At 70.0% G+C, this 23075-nt stretch carries 20 protein-coding genes and 2 pseudogenes; 12 read left to right on the top strand and 10 right to left on the bottom strand.

What is annotated here, in order from left to right; genetic code table 11:
• The 4 genes and pseudogenes from AB0D14_RS24820 to AB0D14_RS24805 form a co-directional block, all read left to right on the top strand.
• Positions 1-294: pseudogene (locus AB0D14_RS24820) on the top strand (DNA recombination/repair protein RecA); the annotation flags it as partial.
• A 3-nt stretch (positions 295-297) separates the two neighbouring features.
• The gene (recX, locus tag AB0D14_RS24815) at positions 298-1275 is read left to right on the top strand and encodes a recombination regulator RecX (protein ID WP_362782691.1); all 978 of its coding nucleotides are present in this window, start codon (positions 298-300) and stop codon (positions 1273-1275) included.
• Between the two features lie 366 nt (positions 1276-1641).
• Entirely contained in the window at positions 1642-2349 is a 708-nt protein-coding gene (locus AB0D14_RS24810; RefSeq protein WP_362782689.1) for a helix-turn-helix domain-containing protein, read from the top strand.
• Positions 2346-4877, top strand: coding sequence for an ABC transporter permease (locus tag AB0D14_RS24805; protein ID WP_362782686.1), 2532 nt, complete (start codon positions 2346-2348; stop codon positions 4875-4877). The genes AB0D14_RS24810 and AB0D14_RS24805 overlap by 4 nt, the downstream gene beginning before the upstream one ends.
• 135 nt (positions 4878-5012) lie before the next feature.
• Here AB0D14_RS24805 and AB0D14_RS24800 read toward each other — a convergent pair.
• The 8 genes and pseudogenes from AB0D14_RS24800 to AB0D14_RS24765 all read right to left on the bottom strand — a co-directional run.
• Positions 5013-5201 (bottom strand): annotated as a pseudogene (locus tag AB0D14_RS24800) (hypothetical protein); the annotation flags it as partial.
• A gap of 33 nt (positions 5202-5234) precedes the next feature.
• A complete protein-coding gene (locus tag AB0D14_RS24795) occupies positions 5235-5804 on the bottom strand; it encodes a cysteine dioxygenase (protein ID WP_362782683.1) in 570 nt (189 codons plus the stop codon).
• Positions 5805-5888: 84 nt separating this feature from the next.
• Entirely contained in the window at positions 5889-5960 is a 72-nt protein-coding gene (locus AB0D14_RS24790; RefSeq protein WP_309544753.1) for a putative leader peptide, read from the bottom strand.
• A gap of 80 nt (positions 5961-6040) precedes the next feature.
• Positions 6041-7636, bottom strand: coding sequence for an FAD-dependent monooxygenase (locus tag AB0D14_RS24785; protein WP_362782681.1), 1596 nt, complete (start codon positions 7634-7636; stop codon positions 6041-6043).
• 190 nt (positions 7637-7826) lie between these two features.
• Positions 7827-8738, bottom strand: a complete 912-nt coding sequence (locus AB0D14_RS24780) for an amino acid ABC transporter permease (RefSeq protein ID WP_362782679.1) — start codon at positions 8736-8738, stop codon at positions 7827-7829.
• Entirely contained in the window at positions 8735-9400 is a 666-nt protein-coding gene (locus AB0D14_RS24775) for an amino acid ABC transporter permease (protein WP_362782676.1), read from the bottom strand. The genes AB0D14_RS24780 and AB0D14_RS24775 overlap by 4 nt, the downstream gene beginning before the upstream one ends.
• An 89-nt stretch (positions 9401-9489) precedes the next feature.
• Complete coding sequence (locus AB0D14_RS24770) at positions 9490-10335, bottom strand: glutamate ABC transporter substrate-binding protein (protein ID WP_362782674.1); 846 nt, start codon at positions 10333-10335, stop codon at positions 9490-9492.
• Positions 10336-10394: 59 nt separating this feature from the next.
• Positions 10395-11171, bottom strand: a complete 777-nt coding sequence (locus tag AB0D14_RS24765) for an amino acid ABC transporter ATP-binding protein (protein ID WP_362782671.1) — start codon at positions 11169-11171, stop codon at positions 10395-10397.
• 290 nt (positions 11172-11461) lie between these two features.
• On the opposite strand from AB0D14_RS24765, the gene AB0D14_RS24760 reads away from it, so the two are divergent.
• Entirely contained in the window at positions 11462-12148 is a 687-nt protein-coding gene (locus AB0D14_RS24760; RefSeq protein WP_362782669.1) for a response regulator transcription factor, read from the top strand.
• Positions 12149-12157: 9 nt separating this feature from the next.
• Entirely contained in the window at positions 12158-13564 is a 1407-nt protein-coding gene (locus AB0D14_RS24755) for a HAMP domain-containing sensor histidine kinase (RefSeq protein ID WP_362782667.1), read from the top strand.
• A 119-nt stretch (positions 13565-13683) separates the two neighbouring features.
• On the opposite strand, the gene AB0D14_RS24750 is transcribed toward AB0D14_RS24755, so the two are convergent.
• Entirely contained in the window at positions 13684-14682 is a 999-nt protein-coding gene (locus AB0D14_RS24750; RefSeq protein WP_362782664.1) for a TAXI family TRAP transporter solute-binding subunit, read from the bottom strand.
• Positions 14683-14870: 188 nt separating this feature from the next.
• Between AB0D14_RS24750 and miaB the strand changes: the two genes are divergently transcribed.
• Positions 14871-16391 (top strand): tRNA (N6-isopentenyl adenosine(37)-C2)-methylthiotransferase MiaB, encoded by a 1521-nt coding sequence (miaB, locus tag AB0D14_RS24745; RefSeq protein WP_362782662.1) that lies wholly within the window; start codon positions 14871-14873, stop codon positions 16389-16391.
• A 160-nt stretch (positions 16392-16551) separates the two neighbouring features.
• Positions 16552-17277, top strand: coding sequence for a class III extradiol dioxygenase subunit B-like domain-containing protein (locus AB0D14_RS24740; RefSeq protein WP_362782659.1), 726 nt, complete (start codon positions 16552-16554; stop codon positions 17275-17277).
• A 271-nt stretch (positions 17278-17548) separates the two neighbouring features.
• On the opposite strand, the gene AB0D14_RS24735 is transcribed toward AB0D14_RS24740, so the two are convergent.
• Positions 17549-17929, bottom strand: a complete 381-nt coding sequence (locus AB0D14_RS24735) for a hypothetical protein (RefSeq protein WP_362782656.1) — start codon at positions 17927-17929, stop codon at positions 17549-17551.
• Between the two features lie 183 nt (positions 17930-18112).
• Here AB0D14_RS24735 and miaA point away from each other — a divergent pair, with 183 nt between their 5' ends.
• The 4 genes from miaA (at position 18113) to AB0D14_RS24715 (ending at position 22950) form a co-directional block, all read left to right on the top strand.
• Positions 18113-19051 carry a tRNA (adenosine(37)-N6)-dimethylallyltransferase MiaA gene (gene miaA, locus AB0D14_RS24730; RefSeq protein WP_362782653.1) on the top strand — a complete coding sequence of 313 codons (939 nt, stop codon included), beginning with the start codon at positions 18113-18115 and terminating at the stop codon, positions 19049-19051.
• Between the two features lie 108 nt (positions 19052-19159).
• Positions 19160-19681, top strand: a complete 522-nt coding sequence (locus tag AB0D14_RS24725) for a hypothetical protein (RefSeq protein ID WP_362782700.1) — start codon at positions 19160-19162, stop codon at positions 19679-19681.
• A 100-nt stretch (positions 19682-19781) separates the two neighbouring features.
• Positions 19782-20651, top strand: coding sequence for a diaminopimelate epimerase (gene dapF, locus AB0D14_RS24720; RefSeq protein ID WP_362782650.1), 870 nt, complete (start codon positions 19782-19784; stop codon positions 20649-20651).
• 169 nt (positions 20652-20820) lie between these two features.
• Complete coding sequence (locus AB0D14_RS24715) at positions 20821-22950, top strand: HD domain-containing protein (RefSeq protein WP_362782647.1); 2130 nt, start codon at positions 20821-20823, stop codon at positions 22948-22950.
• Positions 22951-23075: the final 125 nt, after the last annotated feature.

Genomic DNA, 23075 nt, shown 5'->3' with positions numbered 1-23075 from the left:
GGCGTGGAGAACGGCTTCGTCCGCAAGGCCGGCGCCTGGTACACGTACGAGGGCGACCAGCTCGGCCAGGGCAAGGAGAACGCGCGCAACTTCCTGAAGGACAACCCGGACCTGGCCAACGAGATCGAGAAGAAGATCCTGGAGAAGCTGGGCGTCGGTGTGAAGCTGGAGCAGCCCACCGCCGAGCCCGGTGCGGACGCGGCAGTGTCGGTTGCTCCCGGCGAGGTCGCGAAGACGGTTCCCGCTCCCGCGGCCAAGACCACCAAGCCCAAGGCCGCGGCGGCCAAGAGCTAGCCCGTGACACGACGAACGGACTGGGCCGAGTACGTCTACCCCGCCGCCCCCCATGGGCAGGGCCATGGGGGAGACATCGGCACTGGCGGAGACAGGGACAGCGCGTACGAAAGCGGCAGACGGTACGGCGCTGACGAGCCGTTCGGTCCCGGTACCTCGGGCGCGGACGGGGCATACGACGATCACAAGGGCGACCGCCGACCTGCCGGTGGTTCGCGACGCAGTGACGGCAGGTCCCGCGGTGGCGGCCCGCGGGAAAGCGACGGTTCACCGGGCGGCGGCTCACCACGCGGCGCCGGTGACTGGCCGTACGGGGATGACGGAGAGTGGGACGGCGGGGCACAGGACGAGAGCGCCCCGAGTCGCGGAGGCAGTGCTCGACGGGCGCGCGGTCGGCGGCGTGGCTTCGGAGAGTCGTCCGGCGGCGCACAGGACGGAGGCAACCCTTCCTCGTCGAGGGCCGAGAAGGGGGAGCCCCCGAGGGACCCGGCTGAGCGGGCGCGGGCGATCTGTCTGCGCCTGCTCACCGGGAACCCGCGCACGCGGAAGCAACTCGAGGACGCGTTGCGCAAGCGCGAGATCCCGGACGACGTGGCGGAAGAGGTGCTGTCCCGCTTCGAAGAGGTCGGGCTGATCAACGACGGTGCCTTCGCGGAGGCCTGGGTCGAGTCCCGCCACCACGGCCGGGGCCTCGCCAGGCGGGCACTCGCCCGGGAACTTCGGACCAAGGGCGTGGACTCCACGCTGATCGACGAGGCGGTCGCACAACTCGACTCCGAACAGGAGGAGGCGACCGCACGCGAACTCGTGGCGCGCAAGCTGCGTTCCACTCGCGGCCTCGACCGCGACAAGCGCATACGGCGCCTCGCGGGCATGCTCGCCCGCAAGGGCTACTCGCAGGGCACCGCCCTCCGCGTGGTCCGGCAGGCGCTCGAGGAAGAGGGCGAGGACACCGAGTTCCTTGGCGACGAGGGGTTCTGAGGGAGTTCGAGAGAGGTTCCGGAGCTTCCCTGAGCTTCTCAGGGGGCCGAGGCAGGACTTGAGCACGGTGGCGCCGTCGGTTTCGAGCCGGTCGGCAGCTGGCCCACCGACTCCAGGTCCGCCGACTCCGGGCCCGGACACGGTGGACGCGCGGGGGCGCCCATCGCGTACGGGCCCGGAGCCGTACAGCGGGCCGCCGTCACCGGGCACTTCGCCCCCGGATGAGCGACAACTCCCCATCGGGTCCTCGTCGGGGAACTTCCGTATGCCGTGACCGAGGGCGGGGTGAGGGTGGGGTTAACCCCCTGTCCAGGACGCCGGACGGCCGCAGTGCACAGATACCTGTGCACAGACGACTGTGTACGTATGGCACAGGAACCCGGCGCTGCCGACCCCACGGAATCAGGGCGCGTATCTCCCGCAGCCGAGGAGACCGATCGCGCTCCGGTCGAGCTCTCCGACCTGGCCACGCTCAAAGCGCTTGCCCAGCCCCGTCGACAGCGGATGCTGCAGCACCTCACCGTGCACGGTCCCGCCACCTCCGCCACGCTGGCCCGGTCCCTCGGGCTCAACACCGGGGCCACCAGCTACCACCTGCGTGAACTCGCGCGCTATGGCTTCGTCGAGGAGACGGGCGCCCACGGGCAGGGCAGGGAGCGCTGGTGGCGGGCCGTTCCCGGAGACCGCCGCTTTCCGCCCCGCAGCCGCCAGAGCCCCGAAATGCGGCTCGTTATGGACGAACTCAACCACCACGCCTACGCCGCCGACCTCGAACTCTTCGAGCAGCTCCAGCTCCAGCGGCAGCCCGGCGACGAACCATGGGCCGACGCCTTCCCGTACTCACGCGGCACGATCCGGCTGACGCTCCCCGAACTCCGAGCGTTCTTCGAGGAGTACATCGCCCTCCTCAACCGGTACAAGCGCCCGGAGGCCGACACCCCGGCCGGCGCCCGCACGGTACTCACCCGCTTCCTCGCCTTCCCAGCCCAGGGCGACGCCGCGGGCGAGCTCGCGCCCGACGGCAACGAAGACGACAAAGGCAAAGACAACAGAAGAGAGGCCGGGACCCCATGATGCTGCGCTACGCCCTGCAGACCGTCCGGCACCGCAAAGGTGGCTTCATCGGCGCCTTCCTCGCACTGATGTGCGCGGCCGCCCTCATCACCGCCTGCGGCACGCTCCTCGAAACCGGACTGCGCGGCACCATTCGCACAGAGCGCTACGCCGCCACCCCCGTGGTGGTCTCCGCCGACCAGAACGTCCATCAGACCACCGTCAAGCACAAGAAGGGCAAGACCAAGACCAAGCACAAGGCCAAACCCATCGCCGAACGGGCCTGGTTGCCGGAGAACCTCACAGCGCGGCTCGGCGCAGTCCCCGGCGCCGAGCGCGTCATCCCGGAACTGACCTTCCTGGCACAGCCCTTGACCCCCACCGGCACAGGCGACCGGACCGCCTACGGTCACGCCTGGGACTCCGCGGCCCTCACCCCGTACACCCTCGCCACCGGAACCCCGCCCAAGGCACCGGGCGATCTGGTTGTGGACCGCTATCTCGCCGACCGCGCCCGGCTCAGGCCCGGTGACCGCCTCGCCGTCCAATCCACGCAGAGCCCGCGCACGTACCGCGTCACCGGCATCGCGGTACCGGCCGGAGACGGCATACGCCACCAGACCTCCCTCTTCTTCTCGACTGCCGAAGCCCGGCGCCTCGCCGCGCACCCCGGCGACGTCACGGCCTTCGGCGTTGTCCCGGCCAAGGGCATAGACACCGCCACCCTCGAAAGGGCCGTGGTCAAGGCGCTGCACGGCACCACCGCGCAGGTCAGCGCCGGTGACGAGCGAGGCCCCGTCGAGTTCCTCGACGCGGCTGCCGCCCGGATCAAGCTCGTCAGCATGGGAGGCGCGATGGGCGGTACATCTCTCCTCGTCGCCATCCTGGTGGTCGTCGGTACGTTCGCGCTCTCCGTCCAGCAGCGGCACCGCGAACTCGCCCTGCTCCGCGCCATCGCCGCCACTCCCGGACAGATCCGCAAACTCCTCGGCCGGGAGGCCCTGCTGGTCGGCGCGGCTGCAGGCATCACCGGAGCGCTCGCCGGACTGCCGCTCGGCGGCTGGCTGCACGGCAGGTTCGTCGCCCTGGGCGCCGTGCCCGCCACGCTTCAGCACACGGTCAGCGTGTTTCCGGTGTTCGCCGCAGTCGCCGCCACCCTCGTCGGTGCCTGGGCAGCCGCGCGTGTCTCGTCCCGGCGCATCGCCCGTCTCCGCCCGGCCGAGGCACTCGCCGAGACCGCGGCGGCGCTCACTCGACCGGCCTGGGGCCGCGTTGTTGCGGGGTTCGTGCTACTGGCCGGGGGCACGGTTCTCGTCGCTCTACTCAGCGTGCTGCGCACCGAGCCGGCCTCGACTCCTGTGACCTTTCTGGCCGTTGTGGTCCTTGCCTCCGCCGTCGCCCTCCTCGGCCCGCTCCTGGTGAGGGCGGCCGCAGCGGTCCTGGGCACTCCACTGCGACTCACCGGCCTGGGCGGCAAACTAGCCACCGCCAACCTGCGCGGTAACGCCGCCCGCATGGCCTCCGTCGTCACCCCGCTCACCCTCCTCATCGGTATGACCTGCACCGTCCTCTTCGTCCAGCCCACTCTGGGGCACGCCGCCCGGGCCCAGGCCCGCGAGGGAATCCGCGCGGACTGGGTCCTCGCGGCACAGGGCCCCGGCGTCCCGAAGCAGGTCGCACGACAACTGCGTACGGACCGTGACGTCGCCACTGAGATCGTCCGCACGACCGTCCGCGTCGGGCTCGGCAAGTACGCGGCACAGGGCGTCACACCCCAGGGGCTGACCCGCACCTGGGACCCCGAGGTCACCGACGGCTCCCTCGCCGAGCTCACAGAAGACACCGTTGCCGTCAGCGAACTCGCCGCGGACCAACTCCACCTGAAGCCTGGCAGCGCACTGAAACTCACCCTCGGCGACGGCACGCCCGTCACCCTCACCGTCGCCGCCGTCTACACCAAGGGCCTCGGCTTCGGCGACCTCACGATGGCCCACGACCTCATCGCCCGGCACGTCGACAACCCGCTCGCGGCCACGGTCCTCGTCTCCACCCCCCGTTCACTGGAAGAACTGTCGGCCGCCGTCCGGAAGTTCCCGGGGGTCCGGGTCGTCTCGCCGGCCACCGCGGACTCGTTGCAGGCCGAGCGGCAGCAGGCGAACGCCGAGGTCAACTACTTCGCCATGGGCCTCGTGCTCGCCTTCACCGCCATCGCGGTCGTCAACACGCTCGCCATGTCGGTCTCGGAGCGTGTCCGCGAATTCGCGCTGCTCCGCCTCGCGGGTGCCACCCGCCACCAGGTGCTGCGCATGCTGCGGACAGAGGCGCTGTCGGTCCTGCTGCTGGCCACCGGCCTCGGCAGCGGGATCGCGCTCGCCGTCCTGACGGCCTTCAGCGTCGGGATGACGGGCAGTGCGGCTCCGGCCGTCACGCCCCTGGTGTACATCGCGGTGGTGGCGTCCGCCGGACTGCTCGCCCTCGTCGCCACCGCGGTGCCCGGCCGGGTGGCCCTCAAGGTCCGCCCTGTCACAGCGGCGACGGCCAGGGAGTAAGGGGCGGTACGCAATGGTGGGTGCCCCTTACGTGAAGGGGCACCCACTGCTGGCTATGCCCAACGCCCGGACGGGATACGCCTGACGGGGCGGCTTCTGCATCTGAGGGAGCGGCTTCTCCGTCTGCCTGGGCTCCTAGACAGCCGCAGCCGCAGCCACAGCCGAGATCGAGGCCGTACTCGCCGTACTCGCCTCAGCCAAGGCTGCCCGGGCCGTATGTACCGGCAGCCCTGCCGCTCGCCAAGCCTGGAAGCCTCCCACCAGGTCCGTGGCCCGGTGGACTCCCAAGTGGTGCAGGGACACGGCCGCGAGGCTCGACGCGTAGCAGCTCATCGATCCCCACAGGACGCTCGGCCGTCACTGCCAGTCCGCGGGGCGCTCGACCTGCTCCAGGCGCAGGACCTGGCCGCTGCGGCTGTAGCGGCGGATCCTCGGCAGCGGCGGGTAGTACGCGTGCACGGAGACGGCGTGCTCCTCGGCGGACTCGTTGAGTACCTCGTGCACGTGGTGGCGGCCGAAAGAACGACCCTTGCCGGCCGACAGCCGCCGTTCACGGTCGATCCCCTCGGTGAGTTCGAGGGTCTGCCAGCCGTCGGTGGGCAGCCGCGCGACGAGCGAGTTCTCCTTGAGCTCGCCCGACGCGGTGAGGAAAGCACCCACCGACTCGGCGTGGTCGTGCCAGCCGGTGCCCGTGCCGGGCGGCCAGCCGATGAGCCAGGCCTCGCTGCCGCCGGGGCCTTCGAGGCGTACCCACGTACGGCCCTCGGGATCGAGCGGCAGGGAGGCGATCAGCTCCGCGTCGGCGGCCGTGCGCCGTACGAAGTCCAGCAGCTCGGCCTGAGTGGGGGTGCGGGCCGCAGCGGGGACCGCGGAGCTGGCGGAGGCGGGAGTGGAGGCGGAAACAGAGACAGAGGGTGACACAGACACGGGTACCGTCCTGACAAGCGTTCGCGTGGGTGCGCGCGGCAACACAGAGGTCACACGCGCGGGATACAGAAGAGGGATGCGAAGTCAGCAGGACGGGCGACACACACAGCCCGCATAGCGGACGAGGTCCATATGGACCCTCCGCCACAGGCGCACACAGGTGTCGGTCACGATCCGGAGTAGACCACGACGGTGCGGGCCGGTCAACTCGGTGTCATCGGGTGGACAGAGGGCATTCAGGACCTGCTCGCGGCCGCCTCCGCCGTGGCCCGGGGGCCGCCCAGTGCCGCCTCCGCGGCCTCGTACAGCTCCGCCGGGCGCACCCCGCTCAACGCTGTGACCAGGTGCCCGTCCGGGCGGATCAGCAGCACCGAGTGCGCGGCCGCGCCCGGGTAGGCCTCGGCGACCAGCAGCTCGGCCCGGTGCGGCAGTGCGGTCACGGCGGCGGCGAGCCGCGGCATGACCCCGGCCGTCACCCAGTGCTTGCGTTCCCACACCACAGTCCCCGGCGCGATCAGCAGTACGAGGAGCGCCCCCCGGCCCAGCCGGTCCCGCAGCGCCACGGACGAACCGTCCTCCGCCGTCACCCGTACATCGGCGACCGGAGCACCCACCGCCGTGTCGACCTCGACCGAGGACTCGGCGCGTGGAGGTGCGAGCGGCGAATCGGCGTACGCTCCCGGCGCACCCAGCGGACCGCGCCCCAGGTGACCGTCCGTGAGCAAACTGTCATGGCTGCGGGCCGAGCCGGGCACCACGGACCGCAGGCCTCCGGCACGCAGCACCGGCAGGGCCTGGTCGGCGGCGCGCAGCCGGGCGGCGACGTTCGCGCGCCGCTCCACCTGGTAGCTGTCGAGCAGTGCCTCGTGCGGACCGTGATGCCAGGCGAGGGCCAGCTTCCACGCGAGGTTGTCGGCGTCCCGCAGCCCCTCGTCGAGGCCCTGGGTGCCGAGTGCGCCGAGCAGATGCGCCGCGTCCCCGGCGAGGAGGACACGGCCGGCCCGCCAGCGGCGCGCCAGCCGGTGGTGGACCGCGTGGACTCCGGTGTCCAGCAGCTCGTACGGCGGGGTGGTGCCCCCGCACCAGCCCGCCAGGGTCTCGCGGACGCGCGCCACGAGCAGGTCGGGCGTGACGAGGTCCTTCCCCGGGGGGAGCAGCCAGTCCAGGCGCCACAGGTCCTCGGCCAGGGGGCGCGCGGTCACTTCGGCGACCGAGGGGCCCGAGGTCCGCCACGGTGGCATGCGGTGCAACAACGCCTCGCCGGGCCACGGGAGCTCCGTACGCAGGGCCGCGACCGCGTGCCGTTCCACGGCGGTGCGGCCGGGGAAGCGGATGTCCTGGAGCTTGCGCACCGTCGAGCGCGGACCGTCGCAGCCGACCAGGTAGCTACCGCGCCACCACGTGCCCTTGGGCCCCCGCGTGTGCGCCGTGACGCCCGCGGGCTCCTGCTCGACGGAGTCGAGACGGCTTTCCACGGAGACCTTGACCAGGCGTTCGTCCACGATCGCCGTCCGCAGGGCGTCGGTCAGAACGTGCTGGGGGAGGTGCAGGAGCGCCGGATCGTCCTCGGTGAACGTGATCTGCCGCATCACCTGCTTGCGCCGCATCGACCGCCATCCGGCCCAACGGAAACCGGCCTCGGTGAGGGGGAACCCTGTCAGCCGTCCGACCAGCGCGGTGGTGTCCTCGCGCAGGACGGTCGTACGCGCCAGCCTCTGCTCGTCTTTCCCGGGACCCTCGTCCAGGACGACCGACGGGACCTCCTGGCGCGCCAGCGCCAGGGCGAGCGTGAGTCCTACGGGCCCCGCTCCGACAATGATCACCGGGTCCACGGCGCGGTGCCCCCTGCCCGGAGCGGCGTGCTGAGTGTCCTACCGGGACTTGCAGGTGGAGCGGGGTACACGATCACAGAACGTATGCAACCTATTGCCGGTGCTTGCGTCAAGTGACGGAGGCAGTGGCGCTCACGCCACTGCCTCCGGCTGCTCACATCGCGTCAGTTCTTCGATGCGGGTGGGCTGTTCACTTGCCCTTGTCGACCTCGTGGGTGACATCCACGTGATCACCAGGTGCGCTGAGCTCGTCGACCGCGTCCGCCCCGAGCACCGCGCCGGTGGACTTCTTGCCGCGGCGCAGCCTGCCCTCCAGCCAGCTCGCGAAGGACGTGAGGGCAAAGTTGATCACGATGAAGATCACGGCTACCACCGTGAAGCTGGCGATGGGATTGCCGTAGTAGCCGATCATCGAGCTGGCCGACGCGAGCAACTCGGGGAAGGTGAGGACCGCGCCACCGAGCGCCGTGTCCTTCACGATCACCACGAGTTGGCTGACGATCGCGGGCAGCATCGCCGTGACCGCCTGCGGCAGCAGGATGAACCGCATGACCTGGTTCTTGCGCAGGCCGACCGCCGACGCGGCCTCGGACTGGCCCTTGGGCAGCGACAGGATGCCTGCCCGGACGATCTCGGCGAGGACCGAGGAGTTGTAGAGCACCAGGCCGGTGACGACCGCGTACAGCGGGCGATCGTCCGTGTTGACGTTCGTGTACTCGGAGAACAGGGCGAGGCCGAAGATCATGAGCACCAGCACCGGAATGGCGCGGAAGAACTCCACCACGACGCCGGCCGGGACACGCACCCAGGCGTGGTCGGACAGCCGGGCGATACCCAGGACCGCGCCGAGCGGCAGCGCGATGACCATGGCGAGCGCCGCGGCCTTGAGAGTGTTCTGCAGCCCCGGCCAGAGGTATGTGCTCCATGCCTCGGTGCCGGTGAAGAAGGGCTTCCACAGCACCCACTCGAGCTGGCCCTTCTCGTCGAGCTTGCTGTACATCCACCACAGCACAGCGGCGAGAGCGGCGAGAAACACCACGGAGAACACGAGGCTCCGCCGCTTGGCCCGTGGACCCTGGGCGTCGTAGAGGACCGAGCTCATCGCTTCACCGCCACCTTCTTGCTCAGCCAGCCGAAGAACAGACCCGTCGGCAGCGTCAGACACACGAATCCGAACGCGATGACCGCGGAGATCGCGATGAGCTGCGCCTCGTTCTCGATCATCGTCTTCATCAACGCCGCGGCCTCGGCCACACCGATCGCGGCGGCCACCGTGGTGTTCTTCGTCAATGCGATCAGGACGTTCGCCAGCGGGCCGACGACCGAACGGAAGGCCTGCGGGAGCACGATCAGCGACAGCACCTGTGTGAAGTTCAGGCCGATGGCCCGCGCCGCCTCGGCCTGTCCGACGGGCACCGTGTTGATGCCGGATCGCAGCGCCTCACACACGAACGCCGAGGTGTACACGATCAGACCGAGTACCGCGAGCCTGAAGTTGATGGTGTCGGTCTGATCCGAGCCGAGGGTGATCCCGAACGTCTGGTTGAGTCCGAGCGACGCGAACAGGATGATCACGGTCAGCGGGATGTTCCGCACGATGTTGACGTAAGCGGTACCGAAGCCGCGCATCAGAGGCACCGGGCCGACCCGCATGGCGGCCAGCAGGGTTCCCCAGATCAGGGAGCCTACGGCGGACAGAACGGTCAGTTGCACCGTCGTCCAGAAGGCTTCCCACAGGTCGTAACCTTCAAGAAAGTCGAACACGATCTCCCGCGCTTCCGCGTGTGGGGAGGGGTCCTCCTGACTGGTGCGCCGCCCCGGAGGACGACGCACCAGTCAGGTCAGATCCCGCTTCACTTGACGATGTTGCCGATCTTCGGGGCGGGCTCGTTCTTGTAGTTGGCCGGGCCGAAGTTGTCCTTCACGGCCTTGTCCCACGTCTTGTCGGAGACCATCTTTTCCAGGGCCGTGTCGATCTTGGCCTTGAGGTCGCTGCCCTTCTTGACGCCGATGCCGTAGTTCTCGTTGGTCATCTTGAAGCCGCCGAGCTTGAACTTGCCCTTGAAGTTCGCCTGCGAGGCGTAACCGGCGAGGATCGAGTCGTCGGTGGTCAGCGCGTCGAGGGCGCCGCTCTGTACACCGGTCAGGCACGCCGAGTAGGTCGGGTACTTCTGAAGCTGGGCCTTCGGGGCGAGCTTGTCCTTGACGTTCTGCGCCGAGGTCGAGCCCGTCACCGAACACAGCTTCTTGCTGTTGAGGTCCTTAGGCGTCTTGATCGAGTCGTCGTCGGCACGGACCAGCACGTCCTGGTGGGCGAGGAGGTACGGGCCGGCGAAGTCGACCTTCGCCGCGCGCTCGTCGTTGATCGAGTAGGAGGCGGCGATGAAGTCGACGTCACCACGCTGGAGCATGGTCTCGCGGTCGGCGCTCTTCGCCTCCTTCCACTGGATCTGGTCGTCGCTGTAACCGAGCTGCTTGGCGACGTACGTCGCGACGTCGACGTCGAAGCCCGCGTAGCCGTCCGGCGTCTTCTGGCCGATGCCGGGCTGGTCGAACTTGATGCCGATGGTGATCTTCTTGTTGCCGCCCCCGGAGGAGGAGCCGCTGCTGTCGTCCTTGTCGTCGGAACCGCACGCGGTGGCGGTGACAGCGAGCGCGAGGACGGCGGCCGAGGCGGCGGTGACCTTGCGGAGCTTCATGGTGAACATCCTTTGAGTGGTGAAGACGTGCGATCCGGCAGTGCGGGTGACGTAGGTCGTCAGTGGTGCAGGATCTTCGACAGGAAGTCCTTCGCCCGGTCGCTGCGCGGGTTGCTGAAGAACTGGTCCGGCACAGCCTCTTCGACGATGCGTCCGTCCGCCATGAAGACGACACGGTTGGCCGCCGAACGGGCGAATCCCATCTCGTGGGTGACCACGACCATTGTCATTCCGTCACGCGCGAGCTGCTGCATGACTTCCAGGACCTCGTTGATCATCTCCGGGTCGAGAGCCGAAGTCGGCTCGTCGAAGAGCATGACCTTGGGGTCCATCGCCAGCGCCCGTGCGATCGCGACACGTTGCTGCTGCCCGCCGGAGAGCTGCGCCGGGTACTTGTCCGCCTGGGCGGTGACGCCCACTCGGTCGAGCAGCCCGCGTGCCTTCTCCTCGGCGGCCTTCTTGTCCGCCTTACGGACCTTGAGCTGGCCCAGCATCACGTTTTCGAGCACCGTCTTGTGCGCGAACAGGTTGAAGGACTGGAAGACCATGCCGACGTCGGCGCGCAGACGGGCGAGTGCCTTGCCCTCCTCGGGCAGCGGCTTTCCGTCGATCGTGATGGATCCCGACTCGATCGACTCCAGGCGGTTGATCGCGCGGCACAGGGTGGACTTTCCGGACCCGGAGGGTCCGATGACCACGACAACCTCACCACGGGCGATGGTCAGATCGATGTCCTGAAGTACATGCAACGCACCGAAGTGCTTGTTGACGTTCTTCAGTACGACCAGATCGTCGGCCGTGGGTACGGCGTCCTTGGTCACCGATACTTCGGTCATCGGCCTCTAGCTCCGTCCTCCTCGGTTGCGGAGGACAGTAGTGACGCCGCACGATCAGCGTCATCACATCTGAGGGGAAATTGAGCATAACGATCCGGCGGCGACCGGGCACTCTTCGTGAAGGCCGCCCCGGGCGCGTACCGGCTGCGTAACGGAAGTGGGCCGCGACCCGAACATGCTTGACGCCGTCCGCGTCCATCGGCCTGACTGCCAGGGGGCACGCGCGCGGGTCCACGTCCATCCGTTCTATCCGCTCAGAACATACGACTGATGAACCTAAGGGGGCCGTAATGAGACTGCTCCTCGTCGAGGACGACAACCACGTCGCTGCCGCTCTGTCCGCGGTCCTCGCCCGTCACGGCTTCGCGGTCACGCACGCCCGCAGCGGCGAAGAGGCCCTCCAGGCACTCGTCCCGGAAGGGGACGGCTTCGGAGTGGTGCTCCTCGACCTCGGGCTGCCCGACCAGGACGGCTACGAGGTCTGCGGCAAGATCCGCAAGCGGACCAGCACGCCCGTGATCATGGTCACCGCGCGGGCGGACGTACGCTCCCGGATCCACGGCCTCAACCTCGGCGCCGACGACTACGTGGTGAAGCCCTACGACACCGGAGAACTCCTCGCCCGTATCCACGCCGTCAGCCGGCGCAAGGTCCCCGACGACGCTGCGCCCTCCGGTGAGGAGTCGCTGCGCCTCGGCCCCGTACACATCGAACTGTCCACACGCCAGGTCAGCGTCGACGGCTCGATCGTCCAACTGACCCGCAAGGAGTTCGACCTGCTGGCGCTCCTCGCCCAGCGCCCCGGTGTCGTGTTCCGGCGGGAGCAGATCATCAGCGAGGTCTGGCGCACCAGCTGGGAGGGGACCGGCCGCACCCTGGAGGTGCATGTCGCGTCGCTGCGCTCCAAGCTGCGGCTGCCCGCCCTGATCGAGACCGTGCGCGGCGTCGGATACCGGCTCGTCGCGCCCGCCGCGTAGCGGGCCCCGGTGCGCACACGCCTTCTTCCGCTGCTCATCGTCCTCATGGCGGCCATCCTGCTCGCCCTGGGCGTCCCCCTGGCCGTGAGCCTGGCGGCGGCCCAGCAGCAGAAGGTGGTCGTCGACCGGATCGACGACACCGCACGCTTCGCGTCCCTGGCCCAGTTCGTGGCCGACCGGCCGGAGGGCTCGCGGGTCAGCCCCACGGAACAGCGCGGTGAGACCCTCCTCCAGGAACTCGACATCTACCACGAGCTGTACGGGATCAAAGCGGGCGTCTTCTACCGCGACGAGGACGTCATGGCGAACGCTCCGCTGAACTGGTACCTCCCTGCGGACGGCGAGGTGCGCGACGCCTTCGACGAAGCGCTCCAGAGCCGCCGCAGCCACGACCCGGAGCAGGTCTGGCCGTGGCAGCGGGACCGTCTCGTCGTCGCGTCCCCCGTCATCCGGGACGGTGACGTCGTCGCGGTGGTGGTCACCGACTCGCCCACCGGGCAGATGAGGTCGAGGATCCTGCACGGCTGGCTCGTCATCGGTGCCGGCGAGGTCGCCGCGATGCTTCTCGCGCTCGGCGCCGCGCTGCGCCTCACCGGCTGGGTGCTGCTCCCCGTCCGCGTCCTCGACGCCACCACCCACGACATCGCGACCGGCCGCCTGAAGTCCCGGGTCGCCGCGGCCGGCGGACCGCCGGAACTCAGACGCCTGGCCCGGTCGTTCAACGAGATGGCCGACAACGTCGAGGATGTCCTGGAACAGCAGCGCGCCTTCGTCGCCGACGCCTCGCACCAGTTGCGCAACCCCCTGTCCGCCCTGCTGCTGCGCATCGAACTGCTCGCCCTGGAACTGCCCGAGGGCAACGAGGAGATCACTGCCGTCCGTACGGAGGGCAAGCGCCTCGGCCAGGTCCTGGACGACCTCCTGGACCTCGCCCTCGCCGAGCACGCCGAGGCGGACCTGCGGCTCACCGACATCGGAGACCTCACCGCCGAACGCGTGGCGTCCTGGTCGCCGTACGCCGACGACAAGGGCGTACGACTCGTGGGGACCTGCCCCGCCACGACCGCCTGGGCCGACCCGATCGCCCTCTCCAGCGCCCTGGACGCGGTCATCGACAACGCGCTGAAGTTCACGCCCCAGGGAGAGTCCGTCGAGGTCGAGGTGGCCTCCAACGGCGAGGCCTCGACGATCGTCGTCACCGACCGCGGGCCCGGCCTGAGCGACGAGGACCTGACCCGCGTCGGCGACCGCTTCTGGCGCAGCGCCGGCCACCAGAACATCAAGGGTTCGGGTCTCGGCCTGTCGATCTCGCGTGCACTGCTCTCCGCGGGTGGCGGCTCCATCGCGTACGCGCGCCACGAGCCGCACGGGCTGAAGGTGACGGTGACGGTACCTCGGACGATGCCGGGGGCCTGAGCGGGCGTACAGGGGGCTTGTAGGCCCCTTCACCGTCGGAGTACGGGCCGCCGTCCCGCCTCGTCGCTCCCTCCGCCGAACCGTTCTCTCCACCGAGCTGCTAAGGCTTGACCGACCCGCTAAGGCTTGACCGAGCGGTAGTACCGCTGTGCGCCCCGGTGCAGGTCCAGAGGGTCGGTGTAGATGGCGGTCCGCAGATCCACGCGTTGCGCGGCATGCACCTTCTCGCCGATGCGGTCGCGACTGTTGATCACTGTGCGGGTCATCCCCTCGGTGAGCTCCGAGTTCGTCCCGTCCCGCGTCACCAGCAGATTCGCCACCGCCACCGTAGGCACGGCGATACGGCCCTGGGCCTTGCCATAGGCGTCTGCCGGCATGAGGGCCGACCGGTAGTAGCTGGACCCCGTGCCTGGCTGGTGCAGCTTCGCGACCAGGTCGGCATCGATCGGGACCAGTTTGATGTCGAAGCGGTCCGAGAGGTCGGTCACCGCGCTGGTCGGGAGTCCGCCGGACCAGAAGAACGCGTCGATCTTCTTCGTTTCGAGCAGTTTCGGCGCGGTGGAGATTCCGGCCGAGACCGGCTGGACGTCCTTCTTCGGATCGAGGCCGGCCGCCGCCAGCACATGCTCCGCGATCAGGCGTACCCCGGAACCCGGCGGCCCCACCGCCACCCTCTTGCCCTTCAGCTCCGCGATGGAGTTCACGGAGGACCTACGGGGGACGACCACGTGTACGTAGTCGTCGTACAGCCGGGCACAGCCGCGCAACAGGTCCGCGCCGCGCCCGCCGTTCGCCTTGTACTTCTCGACCGCGTCGGCCGCCGCGATCGTGAAGTCGGCCTGCCCGGTGGCCACCCGCTCCACGTTCTCCTGCGAGCCCTCGCTCTGCTCCAGGGTCACGTCCAGGCGCGGCATGTCCTTGGCGAGCGCCTCCTCCAGCAGATTTCCGTACAGCTGGTACACCCCGGTCGGTGTCCCCGTACTGATGACGACCTTTCCGCCCGGCGAGTCCTCGCCCAGGGGCAGCAGCCACCACAACAGCAGCCCGAAGGCCACGAAGGCGGCGGCCGAACCCTGCAGGGCCCGGCGTCGGCCGATACGGGGGAGTGCCTGGAACATGCGCGCGATCCTGCCAGCTCACCGGCCCGGATGACCAGGGCCGGTCTCGCCGGGTACGCGCACGGCCCGGTACGGCGGACCAGAAGTCCCCTGGGGGCCGCGGGAGCGGCCGTGCCGCCCGGCAGGTCCGGGAACCGGCCTGTGGCTCCCGGGCGGGACGTACTCCGGGCACCGCCTACCCTTGTCGCATGAGCAGCAGCGACCGGAGCCGTGCAGTGGACCTGACGAGAACGTATGAAGTGCGCACTTACGGATGTCAGATGAACGTCCACGACTCGGAGCGGCTCTCCGGGCTGCTGGAAGGCGCCGGCTACGTACGCGCTCCCGAAGGCTCCGACGGTGACGCCGACGTCGTCGTCTTCAACACCTGCGCGGTGCGGGAGAACGCCGACAACCGTCTCTACGGGAACCTCGGCAGGCTCGCGCCGATGAAGACGAAGCGGCCCGGCATGCAGATCGCAGTCGGCGGCTGCCTCGCCCAGAAGGACCGCGACACCATCGTGAAGAGGGCGCCCTGGGTGGACGTCGTCTTCGGTACGCACAACATCGGCAAGCTCCCCGTCCTCCTGGAGCGCGCCCGCGTCCAGGAAGAGGCACAGGTCGAGATCGCCGAGTCGCTCGAAGCGTTCCCGTCGACGCTCCCGACGCGTCGCGAGAGCGCGTACGCCGCCTGGGTCTCCATCTCCGTCGGCTGCAACAACACGTGCACCTTCTGCATCGTCCCGGCGCTGCGCGGCAAGGAGAAGGACCGCAGGACCGGCGACATCCTCGCCGAGATCGAGGCCCTCGTCGCCGAGGGCGTCTCGGAGATCACCCTGCTCGGGCAGAACGTGAACGCCTACGGCTCCGACATCGGTGACCGCGAGGCCTTCAGCAAGCTCCTGCGGGCCTGCGGGAAGATCGAGGGCCTGGAGCGGGTGCGCTTCACCTCGCCGCATCCGCGCGACTTCACGGACGACGTCATCGCCGCGATGGCCGAGACACCGAACGCCATGCCGCAGCTGCACATGCCGATGCAGTCCGGTTCGGACACCGTCCTGAAGGCGATGCGCCGCTCGTACCGCCAGGACCGGTACCTCGGGATCATCGACAAGGTGCGCGCCGCGATCCCGCACGCCGCGATCACCACCGACATCATCGTGGGCTTCCCCGGCGAGACCGAGGAGGACTTCGAGCAGACCCTGCACGCGGTTCGCGAGGCCCGCTTCGCGCAGGCCTTCACGTTCCAGTACTCCAAGCGTCCTGGCACCCCCGCGGCCACCATGGAGGGGCAGATCCCCAAGGCAGTCGTGCAGGAGCGCTACATGCGCCTGTCGGCCCTCCAGGAGGAGATCTCCTGGGACGAGAACAAGAAGCAGGTCGGCCGCACGCTGGAGCTGATGGTCGCCGAGGGCGAGGGCCGCAAGGACGGCGCCACGCACCGGCTCTCCGGACGTGCCCCCGACAACCGCCTGGTGCACTTCACGAAGCCCGACGTCGAGGTCCGCCCCGGCGACGTCGTCACCGTCGAGATCACGTACGCCGCCCCGCACCACCTGCTCGCCGAGGGCGCCGCTCTCGATGTGCGCCGCACGCGCGCGGGGGACGCCTGGGAGAAGCGCAACGCCGCCGAGGCCGCGAAGCCCGTCGGCGTCATGCTGGGGCTGCCGAAGATCGGCGCACCCGAACCGCTGCCCGTCGCCGCGGGCGCCGGCTGCGGCTGCGACTGACCGCGGCACGGGCGGGGGAGGGGCCCGTCATGCCGTAGAGGGCGAAGTTCACCGAGCGTGCCCCACGTGCGGCACGTGCCGCGCAAGGCGACCTCACGGCTCACGGACGTGCTCGCCGCGGAGTGACGTTCGGCCGCCGCCCGGGGTTACGCTGCCGATCATGCTTGTCGCCGCCGCCGTATGCCCCTGCCCGCCTCTGCTCGTGCCCGACGTCGCCTCGGGGGCCGCGTCCGAACTGGACGCGGCGCGTGCCGCGTGCGTCGATGCCCTGGGGGTGCTGGCCGCCGCGCGCCCGGACCGGCTGGTGGTCGTGGGGCCTGCCGAGGAGGACGCCCGCGGACCACATCCTGAGGGCTCTCCCGGATCGTTCCGCGGCTTCGGCGTCGCGCTCGATGTGCGGCTCGGCGGAAGCGGAAGCGAAACGAGGACCGGGGCGGCCGGACGTGCGCTCCCTCCCTCGCTGGCGGTCGCCGCCTGGCTGCTCGGTCGTACGGACTGGTCCGACGCCCCGGTCGAGGGGCTGGGGGTGGGGGAACCTCTCGCCCCTGAGCGGTGTATCCAAGCCGGAGAACACCTCGCCGCGCAGACCGGGCGGGTGGCGCTGTTGGTGATGGGCGACTCCAGTGCGTGCCGCACGCTCAAGGCGCCCGGCTACCTGGACGAGCGGGCGGCGGGCTTCGACACGGAGGTCGCGCGGGCGCTGGGCACGGCGGACGTGGCCGCCCTCAAGGCGCTGGACGCCGAGCTGGCGTACGAACTGAAAGCCTCCGGCCGAGCCCCCTGGCAGGTGCTCGCGGGCGCGGCGCAGGGAGCGGGGCTCGGCGGCGCTCTTCTGTACGAGGACGCGCCCTACGGCGTGGGCTACATGGTCGCGGCCTGGTCGTAGCCGCCGCTCGTCGGGTGTGCGCCCCGCTTCGTCGGCCCCGCCCCGCAAGGGGCGCGGGGAACGGCGCGACCGGCCACGACGGGCCCGCAGTCGAGGAATCCACCCGGGCAGGTCGCCGGTGGTGGGGGGCGAGCGACGGGGCATGGCACAAAGACACGGCGGACGGCTCGGAGTCGTAATCGCTCCGAGTCCGTCCGCCGATGTGCTGTCGTTCAGGATCCCACGGGCGATGCCGACGGAGGCACGGGGCCGGAGTCCATCGCGGGGACAGTCACTTGTGCGCGCCCTCGCCGACCTCGCTGTCGGCCGCCTTGTCGGCGGACTGCTGCTTGGGAATCTCGACAGCGTCCGCCGCGGACTCACCGGCTTCGTCGGACTCCGTCGTCGCGGTCGCGGTCGCAGATTCGGGTTCGGAATCGGAATCGGAATCGGACGCAGCCTCCGGCTCGGCGCCGACGGCCGCGTCCGAGGCGGCGGTCTCGGTGGAGCCCTTCGCCGCTTCCCCCACCTCTACCTCCGCCTCCGCCTCCGTCCCCGCTCCGGATTCGGATTTGGCTTTCAGAACATCGGTCTGCGCCGCGGCGGTTGACGCCTCTTCCGACCCCTTGGGCTTAGGCCTGTCTTTACGAAGAAGTCGTGCAAAAACGCCCATATCGTCTCCAAAACCTACTCGTGTGGGCGAAATCCCGCGTCGCCCGGTGCGTCCCATTGCGTCGCCCGGGGTCACCGGTCCTCAAAACCGGCGGCTGGAACCTCGCAACAGGAAACGACCCCGGCCCCGTGCCGTCACGTAGCTCGTTCGAGAAGTGGTCCCGAGGTTTGCGAGACTGGTGCGGTGAGTAGAGCAGCTCCCGCTCCGCGGGTCATCGCCGTCGTGGGTCCCACCGCGGCTGGAAAGTCCGATCTCGGCGTCCACCTGGCTCAGAGCCTCGGCGGTGAGGTCGTCAACGCGGACTCGATGCAGCTCTATCGGGGGATGGACATCGGCACCGCCAAGCTGACGCACCCGGAGCGCGGCGGCATCCCGCACCACCTCTTGGACATCTGGGACGTGACGGTGATGGCGAGTGTCGCCGAGTATCAGCGGCTCGCGCGTGCCCGCATCGACGCGCTGCTCGCGCAGGGCCGCTGGCCGGTCCTCGTCGGCGGCTCCGGTCTGTACGTGCGAGGGGCTGTCGACAACCTCGAGTTCCCCGGTACGGATCCCGAGGTGCGGGCCCGCCTGGAGGAGGAGCTCACCCTGCGGGGCTCCGGCGCCCTGCACGCCCGGCTGGCCGTCGCCGACCCCGAGGCGGCCCACGCGATCCTGCCGAGCAACGGCCGCCGTATCGTCCGGGCCCTCGAGGTCATCGAGATCACCGGCAGACCTTTCACCGCCAACCTCCCGGGCCACGACTCCGTCTACGACACCCTGCAGATCGGGGTCGACGTGGGGCGCCCCGAGCTGGACGAGCGCATCGCCCGCCGCGTGGACCGCATGTGGGAGGGGGGCCTCATCGAGGAGGTGCGCGCACTGGAGGCGCAAGGGTTGCGCGAGGGGCGTACGGCGTCGCGCGCCCTCGGCTACCAGCAGATGCTCGCGACGCTGGCCGGGGAGTGCACCGAGGACGAGGCGCGAGCCGAGACGGTACGTGCCACCAAGCGCTTCGCGCGCCGTCAGGATTCCTGGTTCAGACGCGATCCACGGGTGCATTGGCTCAGTGGGGCTGCGGCGGATCTCACAGAACTTCCACAGCTCGCGTTGGCGTTGGTCGAACGACCGGTCACAGCCTGATCACGTCATGGCATCGGGACGCTCAGGCCGTCATCCGGGCCTCTGGGGCCGTGCCATCATCGAGCTTCGATCGACCAAGTGGAGTCCGAGTTGGGAGGGCGCGTGGCGATGGAGGCCGGCCCTCGTGACACCGCACCAGACGCGGAGCAGAGCACCGTCACCGGTGAGGTGCACGACACCGCGCAAAATCAGCAGGACCCCGAGGGGGACCGGCTGAGCCCGGACGGACCCGACGACACCATCGGTGGTGTGACCGCCGACGGGCCAGAGCCCGACGAGATGTTCGCGGGCCCCGAGGTCGAGGTCGAGCTGCGCCCGCAGCGCCGCATGCGCATCTGGCAGCTCGCTCCCATCGTGAGCCTCGCCGCACTCGGCTCCCTGATGTTCGCCTTCCCGCTGGCCTTCGACTTCGGCGACAGCGGAGCCATGATCGCCATGCTCGGTCTGCTGATCTGTTCCTGCGCGGCGGGCTGGGGCATGATGGCCGCCCGTCGGGTGGGTTACACGTGGCCCGGCCTGCCGCAGCGCGGTTCCGGCCGCCGCCCTGACTGGCGGGTCGTGATCGCGTACGCCGTGGTCGTCGCCGCGGTCGTGGTGCTCGCCGTGTGGCGCGTGGCGCGGCTGCGCTGAGGCTTTCCGCGGGCCCTGCCGGACCCCGTCGGCCCACCATCGCGGTCCGGCTGCCGGACTGGCCGCCCTGGCTGTCGTACCGACCCCTTACGATCGAGGAATGAGCACGCGGATCGCCTTCCTCAAGGGGCACGGGACCGAGAACGACTTCGTGATCATCCCGGATCCCGAGAACACCGTCGATCTGCCCGCCGCCATGGCCGCCGCCCTGTGCGACCGCCGCGCGGGCATCGGCGGGGACGGTCTGCTGCACGTCGTACGGTCCGCCGCGCACCCCGAAGCCCGGTCGATGGCGGCCGAAGCGAAATGGTTCATGGACTACCGCAACGGCGACGGCTCGATCGCGGAGATGTGCGGCAACGGAGTGCGTGTGTTCGCCCGCTACCTCCAGCGCGCCGGACATGTGGCCGAAGGCGACATCGCGGTGGCTACGCGCGCGGGCGTGAAGACCGTGCACATCGCCAAGGACGGCGACGTCACCGTAGGCATGGGCAAGGCGCTCCTCCCCGAGGGGGACGTCACCGTGACCGTCGGCGAGCGCAGCTGGCCCGCGCGCAACGTGAACATGGGCAATCCCCATGCCGTCGCCTTCGTGGAGGACCTCGACCACGCCGGACATCTGTACGCCCCGCCGCCATTCAGCCCGCTGTCCGCGTACCCGGACGGCGTGAACGTGGAGTTCGTCGTCGACCGTGGCCTTCGTCACGTCGCTCTGCGTGTCCATGAGCGAGGCTCCGGCGAGACCCGGTCGTGCGGCACGGGCGCGTGCGCCGTGGCCGTGGCGGCCGCGCGCAGGGACGGCGCGGACCCCGCCGTGACCGGCATCCCGGCCACATACACCGTCGACGTGCCCGGCGGTCGGCTCGTGATCACCGAGCGGCCCGACGGCGAGATCGAGATGACCGGGCCTGCGGTGATCGTCGCAGAGGGTGAGATCGATACCGAGTGGCTCGAAACCGTGACCCCCTGAACCTTCGCTCGAATGGGTGATCCGTTTCACGCTCGGCGAGAGGCGGTCGGTCGGGCGTGGTGGGCTCGGTAGCATCAAGGACCGGCCCGGACGGGGGAACGACGCCATCCCCAGAGCCGCATACGCCATGGGGCGCCCCGTCCGCCGGTCAACGCAGCCGGAGGTGCCCATGAGTGCGGAGGCCACGAACCCCGCGACGCCCGGCCCCATCACGCCCGCGGCACAGCGCAGGCGGGGCCGCCCCCGGATCGATCTGCGGCGCCTCGGCCGGGCCGCTCTCCTGGGGCCCTCGGCCCGTGACCGGCTGCCCGACGCGATCGGCCATGTGGCCGAAGCCCACCGGGCCTCCTACCCCGACGCCGACCTGGACCCGCTGCGCCGCGCCTACGTCCTCGCCGAGTCCTCGCACCGCGGTCAGATGCGCAAGAGCGGCGAGCCGTACATCACGCACCCGCTCGCCGTGACGCTGATCCTCGCCGAACTCGGTGCGGAGACCACGACGTTGACCGCCTCCCTGCTCCACGACACCGTCGAGGACACGGAAGTGACGCTCGATCAGGTGCGTGAGGAGTTCGGTGAGGAGGTCCGCTACCTCGTCGACGGCGTGACGAAGCTGGAGAAGGTCGACTACGGAGCGGCCGCCGAGCCAGAGACGTTCCGCAAAATGCTCGTCGCCACCGGCAGCGACGTACGCGTGATGTCGATCAAGCTCGCCGACCGGCTGCACAACATGCGCACCCTCGGAGTCATGCGTCCCGAGAAGCAGGAGCGCATCGCCAAGGTGACCAAGGACGTCCTGATCCCGCTCGCCGAACGCCTCGGCGTCCAGGCACTCAAGACCGAACTCGAGGACCTCGTCTTCGCGATCCTGCGCCCCGACGAGTACGCACATACCCGTGAACTCATCGTCAAGAACGCCTCGCGCACCGACGACCCCCTCGCCGAGATCTCCGAAGAGGTGCGCGGAGTCCTGCGCGAGGCCGGGCTGCAGGCCGAAGTCCTGATCAGGCCACGGCACTTCGTCTCCGTACACCGCGTCTCGCGCAAGCGGGGCGAGCTGCGCGGCGCCGACTTCGGGCGTCTGCTGGTCCTTGTCAACGAGGACGCCGACTGCTACGGAGTCCTCGGCGAACTGCACACCTGTCTCACGCCCGTGGTCTCGGAGTTCAAGGACTTCATCGCCGTTCCCAAGTTCAACCTGTACCAGTCGCTGCACACCGCCGTGGCCCGCCCCGACGGACAGGTCGCCGAAGTCCTCATCCGTACGCACCAGATGCACAAGGTCGCCGAGGCCGGTGTCATCGCGCTCGGCAATCCCTACGCCTCTCCCGCCGAGGAGCAGACGGACGGCGACGGCCCCCGTCCCGCCGACGGCGAGCGCGCCGACCCCACCCGCCCCGGCTGGCTGTCCCGCCTCCTCGACTGGCAGGAAGCCGCGCCGGACCCCGACACGTTCTGGTCCACGCTCCGCGAGGACCTCGCCCAGGACCGGGAGATCACCGTCTTCCGCCCCGACGGCGGCACGCTCGGACTGCCCGCGGGCGCCAGCTGTGTGGACGCCGCGTACGCCCAGTACGGCGAGGACGCGCACGCCTGTATCGGCGCCCGCGTCAACGGCCGCCTGGCGAGGCTGAGCACGGTCCTGAGCGACGGGGACACCGTTCAGCTGCTCATGGGCCAGGACCCGACCTCGGAGCCCTCCAGGGAGTGGCTGGAGCACGCGCACACGCCCGTCGCGCGGATCGCCATCACCCGCTGGCTGGCCGCGCATCCGGCGTCGGCCACACAGTCCGAGGAGCCCGCCGCGACCCGCCGCCGGGCCGCTGACGGGCCCGCCGCCCGCCCGGCCGCCGCGGACGTCGTCGTCGACCGGCCCGGCGCGACCGTACGCCTCGCAGGCTGTTGTACGCCCGTGCCGCCCGACGCGATCACCGGATTCTCTGTGCGCGGGGGAGTGGTGACCGTGCACCGCGTCGAGTGCGCCGCGGTCGGGCGTATGAAGAGCGCGGAGCGTGCGGAGGTCGAGGTGCGCTGGGGCGACAGCAGCGAGTGCCGTGTCACGCTCTTCGCCGAATCCTTCGGACGGCCCCACCTCCTGGCCGACCTCACCGAAGCCATCGCCCTGGAGGGCGTCGCCATCGTCTCGGCGACCGTCGAACCACCCAGCCAGCAGCGCGTACGCCACACCTACACGCTCGAGCTCCCGGACGCCGCCCACCTTCCCGCGCTCATGCGGGCGATGCGCAATGTGCCGGGCGTGTTCGACGTGAGCCGCGCCCAGCACCAGTCGACTCCGTAGAGGGCCATCAGCCCATCAGTCCATCGGCCTCTCGGGCCACCGGGCCATCGCTGGCACCGTTCCGCCGGCGACGCGACGCGACGCGACGCGTCCCTGGGCCCTTCGTGGTCACGTGAAAGAGCCCG

It is taken from the genome of Streptomyces sp. NPDC048484, from assembly GCF_040651415.1.
Lineage (GTDB): Bacteria > Actinomycetota > Actinomycetes > Streptomycetales > Streptomycetaceae > Streptomyces.
This window is presented reverse-complemented; position numbering and strand designations above follow the sequence as displayed.